The 15,141-nt window shown below is 73.0% G+C and carries 12 protein-coding genes and 1 pseudogene; 10 read left to right on the top strand and 3 right to left on the bottom strand.

The genetic code is table 11. The annotated features are described in order from the left end of the window. Window positions 1-36: 36 nt before the first annotated feature. Window positions 37-2,355, top strand: a complete 2,319-nt coding sequence (locus tag IQ210_RS27735) for a DUF4132 domain-containing protein (protein WP_194081855.1) — start codon at window positions 37-39, stop codon at window positions 2,353-2,355. Between the two features lie 6 nt (window positions 2,356-2,361). Here IQ210_RS27735 and IQ210_RS27730 read toward each other — a convergent pair whose 3' ends face one another. Together IQ210_RS27730 and IQ210_RS27725 are read right to left on the bottom strand one after the other, a co-directional pair. Beyond that, entirely contained in the window at window positions 2,362-2,754 is a 393-nt protein-coding gene (locus IQ210_RS27730; RefSeq protein WP_194081854.1) for an SCO5389 family protein, read from the bottom strand. 44 nt (window positions 2,755-2,798) lie between these two features. Then, on the bottom strand, window positions 2,799-3,734 hold the full coding sequence (locus IQ210_RS27725) for an ATP-binding protein (protein WP_194081853.1): 936 nt from the start codon (window positions 3,732-3,734) through the stop codon (window positions 2,799-2,801). A 133-nt stretch (window positions 3,735-3,867) separates the two neighbouring features. Between IQ210_RS27725 and IQ210_RS27720 the strand changes: the two genes are divergently transcribed. Genes IQ210_RS27720 through IQ210_RS27705 form a run of 4 tightly spaced genes read left to right on the top strand, consistent with a single transcriptional unit; the run spans window position 3,868 to window position 8,901 of the window. Beyond that, the gene (locus IQ210_RS27720) at window positions 3,868-4,404 is read left to right on the top strand and encodes a GNAT family N-acetyltransferase (RefSeq protein WP_194081852.1); all 537 of its coding nucleotides are present in this window, start codon (window positions 3,868-3,870) and stop codon (window positions 4,402-4,404) included. Between the two features lie 7 nt (window positions 4,405-4,411). After that, window positions 4,412-5,899 carry an ABC transporter substrate-binding protein gene (locus IQ210_RS27715; protein ID WP_194081851.1) on the top strand — a complete coding sequence of 496 codons (1,488 nt, stop codon included), beginning with the start codon at window positions 4,412-4,414 and terminating at the stop codon, window positions 5,897-5,899. 3 nt (window positions 5,900-5,902) lie between these two features. Continuing rightward, entirely contained in the window at window positions 5,903-7,678 is a 1,776-nt protein-coding gene (locus IQ210_RS27710; protein WP_194081850.1) for an ABC transporter permease subunit, read from the top strand. Then, the gene (locus IQ210_RS27705) at window positions 7,675-8,901 is read left to right on the top strand and encodes an MDR family MFS transporter (RefSeq protein ID WP_194081849.1); all 1,227 of its coding nucleotides are present in this window, start codon (window positions 7,675-7,677) and stop codon (window positions 8,899-8,901) included. The genes IQ210_RS27710 and IQ210_RS27705 overlap by 4 nt, the downstream gene beginning before the upstream one ends. A 30-nt stretch (window positions 8,902-8,931) precedes the next feature. Here the strand turns inward: IQ210_RS27705 and IQ210_RS27700 are convergent, their stop codons facing one another. Next, window positions 8,932-9,690 (bottom strand): CDP-alcohol phosphatidyltransferase family protein, encoded by a 759-nt coding sequence (locus IQ210_RS27700; protein ID WP_194081848.1) that lies wholly within the window; start codon window positions 9,688-9,690, stop codon window positions 8,932-8,934. A 107-nt stretch (window positions 9,691-9,797) separates the two neighbouring features. On the opposite strand from IQ210_RS27700, the gene IQ210_RS27695 reads away from it, so the two are divergent. The 5 genes and pseudogenes from IQ210_RS27695 to IQ210_RS47330 form a co-directional block, all read left to right on the top strand. After that, window positions 9,798-10,781 carry a zinc-dependent alcohol dehydrogenase gene (locus IQ210_RS27695; protein WP_194081847.1) on the top strand — a complete coding sequence of 328 codons (984 nt, stop codon included), beginning with the start codon at window positions 9,798-9,800 and terminating at the stop codon, window positions 10,779-10,781. 116 nt (window positions 10,782-10,897) lie between these two features. Then, window positions 10,898-11,296, top strand: coding sequence for a 6-pyruvoyl trahydropterin synthase family protein (locus IQ210_RS27690; protein WP_079309409.1), 399 nt, complete (start codon window positions 10,898-10,900; stop codon window positions 11,294-11,296). Further along, the gene (locus tag IQ210_RS27685; protein WP_194081846.1) at window positions 11,293-12,483 is read left to right on the top strand and encodes a glycosyltransferase family 4 protein; all 1,191 of its coding nucleotides are present in this window, start codon (window positions 11,293-11,295) and stop codon (window positions 12,481-12,483) included. Before IQ210_RS27690 ends, IQ210_RS27685 begins: the two co-directional genes overlap by 4 nt. A 455-nt stretch (window positions 12,484-12,938) precedes the next feature. Beyond that, complete coding sequence (locus tag IQ210_RS27680; RefSeq protein ID WP_194081845.1) at window positions 12,939-13,907, top strand: class I SAM-dependent methyltransferase; 969 nt, start codon at window positions 12,939-12,941, stop codon at window positions 13,905-13,907. Continuing rightward, window positions 13,904-15,073, top strand: a pseudogene (locus IQ210_RS47330) (lysylphosphatidylglycerol synthase transmembrane domain-containing protein); the annotation flags it as partial. The gene IQ210_RS27680 and the pseudogene IQ210_RS47330, both read left to right, overlap by 4 nt. Between the last annotated feature and the right edge of the window lie 68 nt (window positions 15,074-15,141).

The following is a 15,141-nucleotide window of genomic DNA, read 5'->3' as shown; positions in this document are numbered from 1 at the left end:
GCCGCGTTGTCAGTGCCGCCTGTCATGATCCCTGGCATGCTCTACGACGACTTGGCGCGGGCGTTGATCGATCCTGCCTTCGAACTGGACGTCCGGTCCGCCGATCTGGCGGGACTCACCGACGAACAGCTCGGTGAGCTGCTCCCGGACGCCCACCGGGTGCACCATACCGACGTCACAGCCGCGACCTGGCGGACAGCGATGGCGGTGCGGCATGCGGCCGACGAGCGGCGACCGCGTGTCACGCCCGACGCCTGTCGTCGACTGTTCGCGGCGCTCGTCGTGCGGAGTCGGCACAGCGAGTGGGCGGTCGACCTGATGCCGGGGGTGGCGGCGTTGGTGGGGTGCGTCGGCCCGTGGCCCGAGCTGTCGGAGCCCGCGCGGGCCCTGACCGAGAGCCTGTTGGCGAGGAAGAGCATCGCGCACCCGTACGCGCTGTTCCTGGTCGCAGGACTCGCGGACGACACGACACTGCGCGCGGTCGCGGAGCGGCTCGGAGAGGGGTCCATCGCGAGGGACGAGATGGACGTCCTCACCAGGCTCTCCCTGGCGGAGCGAGTCGTGATGACCGAGCTCGACCTGGTCAACACGTACATCGAGCCGGAGTCGACGCCTGCCGTGTGGGAGCAGCTGGCCGACCTGCCGGTGTACGTCGACTTCGCCCGGCGCGCGCTGGAAGCGGCGGCCGACCGGGCCGACGGCATCCGGTCCGGCGAGATCCCGTACCTGGCCGACAAGGCATTCACGGCACGCGAGGTCGCCGTCCTCGGACAGGCCGCGCGGGTGGCGCTGCTGCGGGACGAGGAGTGGCTGCCGGAGGTGTGCGCGCGGTTGCTGCCCAGCATCGCGGTCGCGCCGACGGCGGCGAGGACGGTGCCGTCGCAGGCGCTGCTGTACGAACTGGTCCGCGCGGCGAAGGAGTTCCCGACCCCGGAGGCGGTCACCGCGATCCGTACCGCTCGCTCGGTCACCCGGCACGCGGGCGTGCCCAAGCAGCTCGACAAGCTGCTGAAGAAGGTGGAGGCGGCGCTGGCCCAGCGCACGGAGGTGGCCCTGCGCCTGCCGAGGCTGGACTTCGACGAGGAGGGTGTCCTGCGCAGGCCGGCGGGCGACGGCTACGCGGCCGTCGTCAGGGTCGCCGAGACCGCCCAGCTGACGTGGGAGACGGACGGCCGCCCGCTGCGCGGCGTGCCCGCACCGGTCCGCCGTGACCACGCCGACCTGGTCAAGGAGCTGCGGGAGCTGGTCAAGCGGGTGGACGTCCAACTGGCCACGCTGGCGAGGGCGTTGGAGGGCGGACTGCCGGTCGACACCGTCCACGCCTACGGCTGGTGGCGCACGGAGCTGGCCGGGCACCCGCTCGCCCGGACGGTCGTGGGCAGGCTGATCTGGGAGATCGAGACGACGCCCGGCGAGTGGCAGGCGTTCCTGCCCGCGACGGACGACTTCCCCGACGCCCCCGACGACGCCTCCGTACGCCTGTGGCACCCGATCCGCGCCGACGCCGAGACGGTACGTGCGTGGCGTGACCGGCTGGTGGACGGGCAGGTGAGACAGCCGTTCAAGCAGGCGTTCCGCGAGATCTACCGGCTCACCCCGGCCGAGGAGGAGACCCGCCTGCACTCCAACCGCTTCGCCGCCCACCTCGTCCACTACCGCAGGATGCGCGGGCTGTTCCGGGCCCGGGGCTGGACGAGCCGGCTGCTCGGCCCGTGGGACGGAGGCGACGGCGACGAAGCGACGCGCGTGCTGGTGTCGGGCCGTTGGCGGGCCCGCTTCTTCCACGCCTTCGTGGACTGGGCGGACGACAATCCGGTGGCCTCGACGGACTGGGTCCGCTTCGACCACAGGCTGGACGGCCACTGGCGGGAGGCTCCACTGCCCGAGGTGCCCCCGCTCGTCTTCAGCGAGGCGATGCGCGACGTCGACCTGTTCGTCGGCGTGACCTCCATCGCCGCGGACCCCGACTGGACCGAGCAGGGCCCGGCCCGCGCCTACTGGGAACGCGCCGGCTTCGCCGACCTCACGGAGACCGCCGAGGCCCGCCGCGACGCCCTCACCCGCATCCTGCCCCGCCTGAAGATCGCGGACCGCTGCACACTGGACGACCGCTTCCTGACCGTCCGAGGCGACCTGCGCACCTACCGCATCCACCTCGGCTCGGCCAACATCCTCATGCAGCCCGACGACTCCTACCTGTGCATCGTCCCGTCACGCAGCAGGGGCACCGCAAAGGTCTTCCTGCCGTTCGAGGACGACCGCCTGTCACTGATCCTCAGCAAGACGATGCTGCTGGCGGCGGACGGCGAGATAACCGACGCCTCCATCCGCGCCCAGATCGACCGAGCCGCCTGAGTCCCCTCAGCAGTCCCTGAACTCCGGTGACTGGTTCAGGATCTGGGAGCGGAGTGAGGTGAAGCGGGTGTACGTGTCGCTCGTTTCCGCGCCGGGGCGGAACGCCGCCACCCGGTGGCAGTTCTGGAAGGCCAGGGTCACGCCGAAGTGGCGTTCCAGGCTGCCGCGGATCGCGTCGCTGGCGAGGGCGCGGAGGAGCTGGCCGCGTTCCTTCTCGGACGGGGGAGGGGTCTGGTTGTCGGTGAAGTCGGCTGTGCCGGACTTGAGTTCGGTGGCGAGGGACGCGATGAGGTCGTAGGCGTAGGGGAGGGACGTGCGGACGGTGTCCACGAAGTCCTCCTCGCGGACGGGGCCCTGTTCGGCTTCGGCGAGGAGCTGAGGGGAGACGTCGAGAGACATGGGGGTGCTGGTCCTGTCTGTGTGGTGTGAGAGAGAGGGGGTGGTCAGGATGGGGGGATGCGGCCCGGCGTGTACTCCGGGTCCACCTGGGTCGCCAGGTCCTCGCCCGCCCACGCGCGGGCGTTGCGGAGGTGGAACTCGACCGCGTGGCGGTGGAGTCGGGGCCAGTCGCGCGGGTGGGCGTCGACCGTCTCGCGGAGGATGTTGAGGGCGTGCTGGTTCTGGGGTTCCAACTCGCCCTGGGCGCGGCCCTGTTCGGCGGCCCGGACGTACGGGGACTGGATGAGGTGGGTCAGGAGGTCGTCGCCCACCTCCTCCTTGAGGAAGAGCAGGTCGTCCTCGCCGGTCACCTTGTTGCCGACGACGGCGATGCGGATGCCGAACTCCCGGGCGTGGTCCCGGTACTGGCGGTAGACCGAGACGCCCTTCCGGGTGGGTTCGGCCACCAGGAAGGTCATGTCGAAGCGGGTGAACAGGCCCGACGCGAAGGCGTCCGCGCCCGCCGTCATGTCGACGACCACGTACTCGCCGGGTTTGTCGACCAGGTGGTTGAGATAGAGCTCCACCGCGCCGAGCTTGGAGTGGTAGCACGCCACCCCGAGGTCGCTCTCGTCGAACTCGCCCGTCACCATCAGCGGTACGTCACCCACGTGCCGGACGTGGCGGGTGTGCAGTTCGTCGTCGCCGAGCAGTGACAGCAGGCGGGAGCCTCGGCCCGGCGGGGTCGTCTTGATCATCGCCTCGGCCGAGGCGATGCGCGGGTTGGTGCCGCGCAGGTAGTCCTTGATGGCCGACAGGTGTGCGCCCAGGGGCGGGGCGTCCAGCGGCGGGCCGTCGTGGCCGAGCGCCTCGGCCAGGTGCTGGTTGATGTCCCCGTCCACGGCCAGGACCGGTGCGCCGGCCCGGGCCAGGTGGCGGGAGAAGAGGGCCGACAGGGTCGTCTTGCCGCTGCCGCCCTTGCCGACGAAGGCGATGCGCATCAGCACCACCTCGGCGGGACAGCTAAGGCGTTTTTGAAAATGGATGTCATGTCGGTAGGTTTTAGGCGTGTCCTCGATCACTGTCAAATCGCCTGGTGATCAAGCGCCTGCCCTTAATGCATATGATGTGCAAGTGCATGACTACAGCATCAGGGCCGCGGGCCCGGACGACCTGGACGGTGCGCGAGCCGTGATGCTCGACACCGTCTACCGCGACTTCGGCACCGGGTACGTGCCCCGCTGGCACGGCGACATCATCGACCCGGCCGCCGCCTATCTGACCCCGTCCCGCCACACGCTCCTCGTCGCGGTCGACCCGGACGGCGGCGAGGTCGTCGCCACCGCCGCCCTCGACGCGCGCGGCCCCGCCCACCCGCCGAACCCCCGCCATGTCGCCGAGCGCTACCCCTCCGGGGAGACGGCTCAAGTGCGCCGGGTCTACGTCCGCCCCGAGCATCGCCGACGCGGCCTCGCCCGCCGGTTGGTCGCCGAGCTGCTGGCGTTCGCCGCCGCGGACGGCGCCTACCGCGCCGTATATCTGCACACCGATCCGTCCGTCCCCGGCGCCGAGGCCTTCTGGCGGTCGCTCGGCAAGCTCGTGCACGACGAGCGCGACGATCCGGACGGCGGCAACGGCGTCCTGCACTTCGAACTTCCGATGGGACGGTGACCGGCCGATGCGCCGCCTCCGACTGCTCTCCGCGCTCCTGCTCGCCCCCGTCCTGACCGGCTGCTTCGCCTCCGAGAGTGCCGACGGGAAGTCGGACGGCACGGGCGACGGCTCCCGGTTGCGGGTCGCCCTCGCCTTCCCGCCCGCCGAGCACCTCTCGCCGTACGGCGCCGACGCCACCATCCTCAGCCGCCTCGGCGTCACCGAGGGCCTGACCGCCCTCGACGCCAACGGCGCCGCCGCCCCCGCGCTCGCCTCCTCCTGGCGGCGCGAGAATGACCGCACCTGGCTCTTCACCTTGCGCGAGGCCGGCTTCCAGGACGGCACCGAGGTCACCCCGGCCGCCGTCGTCGCCTCCCTCACTCACGCCACCGAGGCCAAGCCCGCCCCGGCCGCCCTCGCCGGCGTGACCCTCACCGCGAAGGCCGAGGGGAGTGCGGGAGTACGGGTCACCACGAAGGACCCCGACCCCGTTCTGCCGCTGCGCCTGTCCAGTCCGAGCCTCGCCGTCCTCTCCGCGAAGGCCTACGCCGACGACGGCGTCGACCCGGTCGGCCACGCCACCGGACCCTTTGAGCTCACCAAGGTCATGGGCGCCACCGCCGCCACCCTCGACCGCTTCGCCGACTACTGGGGCGGCCGGGCCCACGCCTCGGGTATCGACGTGAAGTTCGTCGCCGACGGCACCGCCCGCGCCAACGCCCTGCGCACCGGTCAGGTCGACCTCGCCGAGGCGATACCCGTCGCCCAGGCCGCCACCCTCGACAAGGCGCAGCGCAGGGCGACCGCCACGACCCGCACCACCAGCCTGCTGCTCAACACCGAATCCGGCGCGTTGAGGAACGCCGGTCTGCGGGCCGCCGCCCGTCAGGCCGTCGACACCTCCGTGTTCGCCAAGGACGTCTACGAGGGATACGCCGACGCCGGCACCGGCATCTACGGGCCCGCCGTCACCTGGGCCGAAGGCAAGCGCACCGCCCCGACCGGCCGCGCACGGGCCGCCGACGCCGACGGGACCACCATCACCCTCGCCACCTACGACAACCGGCCCGAACTCCCCGAGGTCGCCCAGGTGTTGAAGCAGCAGCTGGAGAAGGCGGGATTCGACGTCGACCTGGAGGTGCGCGAGTACTCGCGGCTCGAAACCGACGCGCTGGACGGGAAGTTCGACGCCTTCGTCCTTGCCCGCAACACCCTCGTCGACACCGGCGACCCCGTCTCCGTCCTCGCCAGTGACTACACCTGCGACGGCGGCTACAACATCGCCCAACTCTGCGACAAGGACGCGGACAAGGCCGTCGCGAAGGCCGAGCGGGTCACCGACACCGACGAACGGCAGGACGCGGCCATGGCCGCCGAGGCGGAGATCCTCGGCACCGACGCCGTCGTCCCCCTGGTCCACCAGCAGATCATCACCGGCGTCGGCACCGGCGTCCGCGGCGCGCTCCTCGACCCCTACGAGCGCACCCTCGTCGGCACCGGCACCCGGCGCTGACGCATGCGGAACCGAGCGGCCACGCTGCTGTGGCGGGCCGGGATCGCGGCCGCCCTCGTGTGCGGGATCGGCCTGCTGCCGTGGCTGACCCGTACCGACCCGGCGTTCACCGTGCTCAAGGCACGCTCGGCCGAACGCGATCCCGATCCCGCGGTGTTGGCCGACATCCGTGCCCAACTCGGCCTGGACAACGGCCCGTTCTATTTTCTCGCGAAGTGGTTGCGCGGGGACGCGGGGCGGTCGTGGATCTCCGGCGACGAGGTCATGCCCGCCGTCCTTCAAGCCCTGGGCGCCTCCCTGCTGTTGATGGCGGTGGCCCTCGCGGTCGGCGCCGTCACCGCCGCGCTGATCTGCGCGCGCACCCTGTGGCTGGGCGCCCGTCGGCGGCTCGACGGACGACGTGCGGGCGGCAGCGGCTCCGCCGTCCTCGCCGCACTGCCCGAGTTCCTCACCGCGTCCGTGCTCGCCACCGTCGTCGGCGTCCAACTCGGCTGGCTGCCCGCCCTCGGCTGGTACGGGCCGCGCTGGACGATCCTGCCCGCCCTCGCCCTCGGCCTGCCCGCCGGGGCGGTGCTCGGCCGGCTCCTCGACGACCTGCTGCCCGGCGCCTTCGCCGAACCCTGGGCGCTGGCCGCCGCCGCACGCGGACTCCCCGGCCGCAGCATCGCCCGCCAGGCGATCCGCCGCTGTCTGCCCGGACTGCTCCCGAACACCGGCCTGTTCGCGGTCGGCCTGACCGGCGGCGCGGTCGCCGTGGAACAGATCTTCGACATCCCCGGCCTCGGCCGCACCACCCTCCAGGCCGCCCTCGCCCAGGACCTCCCCGTCCTCCAGGCCGGCACCCTCGCCCTCGTCCTGCTCGCGGCCGCCGCCGCGGGCCTCGCCGCCCTCGCCGGCCGCCTCCTCATCGGCCCCGCCCTGCGCGACGGCGCCCTGCCGTCCCTGCACGGCCCGAAACCCCCGGCACGCGCACTCCAGCCCTTCGCGTACGGCGGCCTCCTCGCGCTGGTCATCGCCCTTGGCCTGCCCCGCGACCCGCTCGCCCTCGACACCGGCGAACGCCTCCAACCACCGTCCCTCCAGCACCCGTTCGGCACCGACGGACTCGGCCGGGACGTCCTCGCCCGCGTCGGCCACGGCGCCCTCGACACCCTGCTGCTCGCCCTCGCGATCAGCGCCGCCGCGCTGCTGACCGGCGTACTGCTGGGCCTGCTGCCCCGCGTGTCGGGCCCGCTCGTGGACACGATCGTCGCGCTGCCGCCGGTCTTGGTCGCCCTCCTCGTCACCGCGGTCGTCGGCGGCGGACCGGCCACCCCCGCACTCGCCGTCGGCACCGTGGCCTGGGCGCCCCTCGCGGCCCACACCTCCGCGCTGCTGCGTCAGGAACGGGCAGCCCTCCACATCACCGCCACCCGCGGGCTGGGCGCGGACTCCTGGTACCTGCTCCGGCACGAACTCCTGCCCGCCGTGCTGCCACCCGTGATCCGGCACGCCCTGCTGCGGCTCCCGGGCGTCGCCCTCGCGCTCGCCTCGCTCACCTTCCTCGGCCTGGGTGCCCAGCCGCCGACCCCGGAATGGGGCCTGCTGCTCGCCGAGAACCAGCCCTACGCCGAGCGCGCCCCCTGGGCCGTCCTCGCCCCGGCGACGGCCCTCGCCCTGTTGGGCGCGCTGGCGGTCACGGCGGCGGGCGGGGTGCGGCTGCCTCGGCGCAACCGGCGTGCGCCGATGGAGACACCCCAACAGCAGCCTCGTACGAAGGAATTGGTGGGAGCGGGATGAGCGCACTGTCGACCGGTTTGCGGAAGGCACCCGAACACGCCCGCCTGACCCCTCTCCTCCGCCTGCTGATCCTCACCCAACTCGCCTTCAACATCGGCTTCTTCGCCGTGCTGCCCTTCCTGTCCGAGCACCTCGGGCAGGCGGTGGGCATGGCCGGCTGGCTCGTCGGGTTCGTGCTGGGGCTGCGGACCTTCAGCCAGCAGGGGCTGTTCGTGGTGGGCGGGGCGCTGGCCGACCGCTACGGCATCCGGCCCGTCGTCCTCGCGGGCTGTGCGCTGCGGATCGCCGGGTTCGCGTGGCTCGGATACGCGACGCGGACCTGGGCGGTCATCGGCGCCGTCCTGCTGATCGGCTTCGCCGCCGCCCTGTTCTCACCCGCGGTCGAGTCCGAGGTCGCCCGGCAGGCCGTGGTGCACGAGCAGGCCACCGGCACCTCCCGCACCCGCGTCCTCGCCCTCTTCACCGTGGCGGGCCAAGCGGGCGCGTTCGTAGGGCCGTTGCTCGGCGCGCTGCTGCTGTCGGTGGACTTCCGGGCCGTGTGCCTGGCAGGCGCCGGCATCTTCGTCCTGGTGCTCGCCGGACACGCCTGGCTGCTGCCCCAGCACATCCCCGGCCGGGAACGCGTCCAACTCAAGGGCGGCGTACGGCTGTTGCTCCGCAACCGGCGCTTCCTCGCGCTGTGCTGCGCGTACGGCGCCTATCTCCTCGCCTACAACCAGCTCTACCTCGCCCTCCCGGCGGAGGTGGAGCGGGCCACCGGCTCGCAGGCGCCGCTGGCCTGGCTGTTCGCGCTGTCGTCGCTGCTGGTGGTGACCGCCCAGCTGCCGGTCACCCGGTGGGTGGGCGAACGGCTGGAGCTGCGGCGTTCGATGGCCGCCGGGCTGCTCTTGATCGCCGCGGGGTTCGCTCTGGTAGCCCTGGTCCGCCCCGTCGGCTGGACGGGGACGGCGGGTCTGCTTCCCGCGGCCGGCTTCGTCGTCCTGCTCACCCTCGGCCAGATGCTCGTCGCCCCGGTCGCCCGCGCCTGGGTCCCCGACCTCGCCGAGGACGGCCGCCTCGGCCTCTACACCGGGGCGCTGTCCTCCGTGTCCGGCCTCATCGTCCTGATCGGCAGCTCGGCGACGGGCACACTCCTCGACACCGGGCTGCCCGCGGCCGTTCCGTGGCTCGTCCTGGCCGCCGTACCGGCCGCGGCGATCGCGCTGCTGCCGCGCCGGACGTAGCGCCCGGGCCGCTTTCGCGTCGGTCCCCACTCATCCCGCGACCAGCTCGCGCACGTCCTCCACCAGGACCGTCTCGACCCGCGAGGTCCGGAACAGCCACAGCACGTCCCGGCCGAACGACCACACCAGCGTGCCCAGCGCCGTCGCGACGACCGCGAACTCCAGGGCGTACGACAGCAGACCCGAGGCGGCGAGCAGCAGGAACACGCCCTGGAGCGCGGCGACCGTCTTGCGGGCCGTGCTCGGCGGGAGCGGGGCGTTGAGCCAGGTCCAGACGCGGGCGGCGGCCACGAACGCGTAGCGCATGGCGCCGATCAGGAGGACCCACGGGCCCAAGGACATCGAGACGTAGACGCTGAGCACCAGGATCAGGAACGCGTCGACCTCCATGTCGAAACGCGCGCCGAGCGGGGTGGAAGTGCCGGTGCGGCGGGCCACCTTGCCGTCCACGCCGTCGAGGATCAGGGCCACCGCCGTGAGACCGACGAAGAGCGTGACCGGCGGGGAGCTCTGGAAGGAGTCGGCGACCAGGGCGGTCACCCCGCCGACCAGGATGGAGCGGCCGAGCGTCACCCGGTTGGCGGGGCCGAAGGAGCGGGGTTGGGTGCGGTGCAGGGCCCGGGAGAGCACCGCCCACGTGGCCACGGCGAAGGCGAGGCCGGTCAGCCAGCCCGCCGGCCCCATGCCGATCGCGGTGCCGAGCAGAGCCAGCAACAGGATCTGGACACCCGCTCCGACCGCGGTCTCCTGCTGGACCAGCCTTGCCTCGTATGTGTTGTTCAGGGCCACCGAACATCCTCCGGCCGTGTGACAGAGTCGATCAACGCCGCGTACTGTGCGCGACCTGTGCACACCTCGGTACGTGAACTGCTTCCCGATCGTTCAGGAGGATGCCGATGAACCGCACCGCAAGGGCGTTCTGGCTCAACAGTCCGGGTGAAGGCGAGATACGGGAGTTCACCCTTCCGGCCCCCGCCGCGGACGAGGTGCTGGTCCGCGCCCTGTGGTCCGGCGTCAGCCGCGGCACCGAGACCCTCGTCTTCCGCGGCGGGGTCCCCGCCAGCCAGCACGCGGCCATGCGGGCACCCTTCCAGGAGGGCGAGTTCCCCGCCCCCGTGAAATACGGCTACCTGAGTGTGGGAGAGGTCGAGGAGGGGCCGGCGGAACTGGTGGGACGTACGGTCTTCTGCCTCTATCCGCACCAGACGCGGTACGTCGTCCCGGCCGCCGCCGTCACCGTCGTACCGGACTCCGTGCCCGCCGAACGCGCCATCCTCGCCGGCACCGTGGAGACCGCCGTCAACGCCCTGTGGGACGCGGCGCCCCTGGTCGGGGACCGGATCGCGGTGGTGGGAGGCGGGATGGTCGGCTGTTCCGTGGCCGCGCTGCTGGCCCGTTTCCCCGGCGTACGGGTCCAACTCGTCGACGCCGATCCGGCCCGCGCCAAGACCGCCGAGGCGCTCGGCGTCGACTTCGCGCTGCCGCCGGACGCGCTCGGGGAGTGCGACCTCGTCGTGCACGCCAGCGCGACCGAACAGGGGCTCACCCGCGCGCTGGAACTCCTCACCGCCGAGGGGACCGTCCTCGAACTGAGCTGGTACGGCGACCGGCAGGTCAGCCTCCCGCTCGGCGAGGCCTTCCACTCCCGCCGCCTCGTCATCCGCTCCAGCCAGGTCGGCACCGTCTCCCCGGCCCGCCGCGCCAACCGCACCTACGCCGACCGGCTCGCCCTCGCCCTCGAACTGCTCGCCGACCCGTCACTCGACGCGCTCATCACGGGGGAAAGCGTGTTCGAGGAGTTGCCGGTTGTGATGCCGAAACTCGCGGCGGGGGAGATTCCGGCCCTTTGTCACCGCATCAGGTACGACAAGAGCGCCTGACCTGAGAAAAGAGTGAGAGTGGGCTGAACACGGGGAAGCGAAGAGCCGTACTACACGGCATCCCGGCGGCGATCAGGCCGCGGGGATCAGACGCGCCGCACCTGGAGGGTCGTCCGTTGTTCAGTGTCACCGTCCGCGATCACATCATGATCGCCCACAGCTTCCGCGGCGAGGTCTTCGGACCCGCGCAGCGCCTGCACGGAGCGACGTTCCTCGTGGACGCCACCTTCCGCCGGGAACAGCTGGACGACGACAACATCGTCGTCGACATCGGACTGGCCACCCAGGAGCTCGGCGCCGTCGTCGCCGAGCTGAACTACAGAAACCTCGACAACGAGCCCGACTTCGCCGGGATCAACACCTCGACGGAGTTCCTCGCCAAGGTCATCGCCGACCGGCTCGCCGAGCGCATCGAGAAGGGTGCGCTCGGCGAAGGGGCCCGGGGCATCGCCGCGATCGGCGTCACGCTCCACGAGTCGCATGTCGCGTGGGCGAGTTACGAGCGTGCGCTGTGACCGACACGACTCTGGAGAAGACCGCGGCACCGTCGCTCGGTTACGTGCCCGTGCAGCACTCCGCTCTCAAGAACGCCGACATCATCCCCATGTCCCTGCGCTCCGTGCACTTCGTCATGCCGGGCGGTGTCGACGACCCGGCGGCCCCCAGCGGCGGCAACGCCTATGACCGGCGGGTCAGTCTGGACCTGCCCGGCTTCGGCTGGCAGGTCCACAAGCACGCCGTGGACGGCGAGTGGCCCAGCCCCGGTGCCACGGCCCGCGTCGAACTCGCCCGCACCCTGCGGGAGTTCCCGGACGGTACGGTCGTCCTGCTGGACGGTCTGGTCGCCTGCGGGGTCCCCGAGATCGTCGTCCCCGAGGCGGAACGCCTCCGGCTCGCCGTCCTCGTCCACCTTCCGCTCGGCGACGAGACCGGCCTGGAGCCCCTGCTCGCCGCCGAGTTGGACGCCAAGGAACGCGCCGTACTGCGCGCGGTCCCCGCGGTCATCGCCACCAGCGACTGGGCGGTCCGCCGCCTCGTCTCCCACCACGGCCTGGCCCCCGACCGCGTCCATGTCGCCGCCCCCGGCGCCGACATCGCCCCGCTCGCCTCCGGAACCGACGGCGTCTCAAGGCTGTTGTGCGTCGCCGCGGTCACGCCCCGCAAGGGACAGCACCGGCTGATCGAGGCGCTCGCTGCGGTACGGGACCTGCCGTGGAGCTGCGTGTGCGTCGGCGGCCTCGGCCAGGACCCCGAGTACGTCGGCCAACTCCGGTCCCTGATCGCGAAGTACGGCCTGGAGCACCGGCTGGAGCTGGCCGGACCGCAGGCCGGCGCCCAGCTCGACGCCAGCTACGCCGCCGCCGACCTGATGGTCCTCACCTCCTACGCCGAGACCTACGGCATGGCGGTCACCGAGGCCCTCGCCCGCGGCATCCCGGTCCTCGCGACCGACGTCGGCGGCCTCCCCGAGGCGGTCGGCCGCGCCCCCGACGGGGGAGTGCCCGGCATCCTCGTCCCGCCTGAGGACCCCGCCGCCCTCGCCGCGGAACTGCGCGGCTGGTTCAACGAGGCGGACGTACGACGCCGGCTGAAGGCGGCTGCCCGGGGCCGACGGGCCGCCCTGGACGGCTGGGCGACCACGGCCCGCAGCCTGGCCGGAGTACTGGGCCGACTGCCGAACGAACCCAGGAGGGCGGCATGAGGAAGACGGCTACGACGGAGCGCAGCGGCAGGATCCCGGCCCAGCCGGGGCCGCGGGACGAGAAGGGCGGCAGCGGGGAGGCGTCTCTTCTGCCTTCGGCGAGTGGGGGCGGCGGCGCGGGGGCGTCTCTTCTGCCTTCCGCGAGTGTGGGTGGCGGCGCGGACGGGTCCCTTCTGCCTTCCGCGAGTGCGGCCGGGAGCGCGGAGGCGTCCCTTCTGTCTTCGGAGAGCTCAGGCGGCAATGAGGAGGTGTTCCCTCTGCCCTCGGCGAGCTCGGGCGGCAGCACGGAGGGGCCGCTCCTGTCCGGCGCAAGCGCGGGCGGCAGCACTGAGGTGTCCCTCCCGCCTTCCGCGAGTGCGGGCGGCAGCGTGGAGGCGTCGCTCCTGTCGGCCATGAGCGCGGAAGCCTCCCCCGTGCGCCCCACGAGCGCGAGCGGAACCGCGGAGGTGCCCCCTATGCCCGCCACGCCAGCCACGCCCACGACGTCCGCGGCGCCGGACCCGTCCGCCCACTCCGTCATCCCCGGCGCCGGGCCGACCGCCGCCCGCCCCGGCGAGCGTCCCACCATGCGGCTCCGTGAGGACGGTCCCGACGAGCAGCCCCGGTACGCGCCCGAGTGGCTGGAGCTGCGCGAGCCGGCCGACGCCGCCGCGCGGGCGCACGACCTGCTTGACCCGCTGCGCATCCGGCTGGCGAACCTGCCCGGCAAGTCCGGCCTGGTCATCCACGACCTCGGCTGCGGCACCGGCTCGATGGGCCGCTGGCTCGCCCCCCGCCTCGACGGCGCCCAGCACTGGGTCCTGCACGACCGCGACCCCTACCTCCTGCACTTCGCCGCCGTCGCCTCCCCGCGCGTCGCCGCCGACGGCAGCCGCGTCACCGTCGAGACCCGGCGCGGCGACGTCGCCCGGCTCACCCCGGACGCCCTCTCCGGCGCCTCCCTGGTGACCGCCTCCGCACTCCTCGACGTCCTCACCCGCGAGGAGATCGACACCCTCGCCGAGGCCTGCACCGGAGCCGGCTGCCCGGCGCTGCTCACCCTGTCGGTGGCCGGCCGCGTCGATCTCACCCCGTCCCACCCGATGGACACGGAGATCATGGAGGCGTTCAACGCCCACCAGCGCCGCTCCGGCCTCCTCGGTCCGGACTCGGTCACCGCGGCCTGCGAGGCCTTCTCCGAGCGCGGGGCGACGGTACGGCTGAACCCCAGCCCCTGGCGGCTCGGCCCCGCCGAGGCCGCGCTCACCGCGCAGTGGCTGCGCGGCTGGGTCGGCGCGGCGGTGGAGCAGCGTCCGGAGCTGAAGGAGCGGGCCGAGCGCTATCTCCGCGAGCGCCTGGAGGCGTGTGAGGCGGGCGAGTTGACCGTCCTCGTCCACCACACCGACCTGCTGGCGCTGTCCCGGCCGACGGGCGGGGCGGCATGAGCGTGGAGACGGTACGGGCGTATGTGGTGCGCAGGCCGCCGACGGGCGGGCGCAAGAGGCAGGGAGCCGGTGTGTCGGTCCTGCCGGTCCCGCCGGTCCTTCCGGTCGCTCCGGTCGAGGTGACGGAGAGGGACGTTTCTGTCGCCGAGGGCGAGGCCACCGCCACCATCCTCGCCGACGCCGCCCCCCTCACCGACCCCACCCCCCACACCGCCGGCATCGTCCTCGTACCCCCCGTCAAGGCCGTCCCCCCACCGGACGTCGCCGTCGCCGACTCCCGCATCGGCGTGATCGTCTCCACCCCCCGCCCCGAAGCCGCCACCCCCCACACCCCGCGGTGGCGCAGTGCCCTCGCCCGTCTCACGTCACCGGCCGTGCGCACCCACTTGGGCAGTGCCGCCGGTGTCGTCATCCTCGCCGTCCTGCTGTGGCGGCTCGGTACCGGTGTCTTCCTGGACGGGCTGCGGCGGATCGACGGCGGGTCGCTGGTCGCCGCGGTCGGGATCGGTGTCGTCACGACCGTGTTCAGCGCCTGGCGCTGGCAGTTGGTGGCCCGGGGCCTGAAGATCCGGCTGCCGCTCGGGCCCGCCGTCGCCGCCTACTACCGCGCGCTGTTCCTCAACGCGGCGCTCCCCGGCGGCGTCCTCGGCGACGTGCACCGGGCGGTGCGGCACGGGCAGAGCACCCGGGACCTCGGGCGCTGTGTCCGGGCCGTCGTCCTCGAACGGGTCGCCGGGCAGCTCGCGTTGGCGGTCGTCGGCGCCGGCGTCCTGCTGACCATGCCGTCGCCGGTGCTGAACCAGGCCCGTGATCTCGCGCCGGTGCTCCTGTTCGCGCTGGTGGGTGCGCTGGCCGTCGTACTCGCCCTGCGGATGAACCGGACGCCCGCGCGGTACGGCCGGGCGCTGGAGGAGGTGCGTGAGGGGCTGCTGTCCCGGCGCAACGGCCCCGGCGTCGCCCTGTCCTCCCTCGTCGTCCTCGCCGGGCACCTCGCGATGTTCGTGCTGGCCGCCCGCGTCGCCGGGTCCGACGCCTCCGTCGCCGTACTGCTGCCGATCGCCGTACTCGCGCTGCTCGCCATGGGACTGCCGCTCAACGTCGGCGGCTGGGGACCCCGCGAGGGCGTCACCGCCTGGGCGTTCGGCGCGGCCGGCCTCGGGGCGAGCAGCGGGCTGGCCGTCGCCGTCGTCTACGGGGTGCTCAGCCTCGTGGCCAGCCTGCCGGGGGTGTTCGT

Origin of the sequence: Streptomyces justiciae (assembly GCF_015163075.1) — a bacterium.
GTDB classification, from domain to species: Bacteria; Actinomycetota; Actinomycetes; order Streptomycetales; family Streptomycetaceae; genus Streptomyces; species Streptomyces justiciae.
The sequence above is the reverse complement of the archived record's forward strand: the minus strand, read 5'-3'. Positions and strand labels throughout refer to the sequence as shown.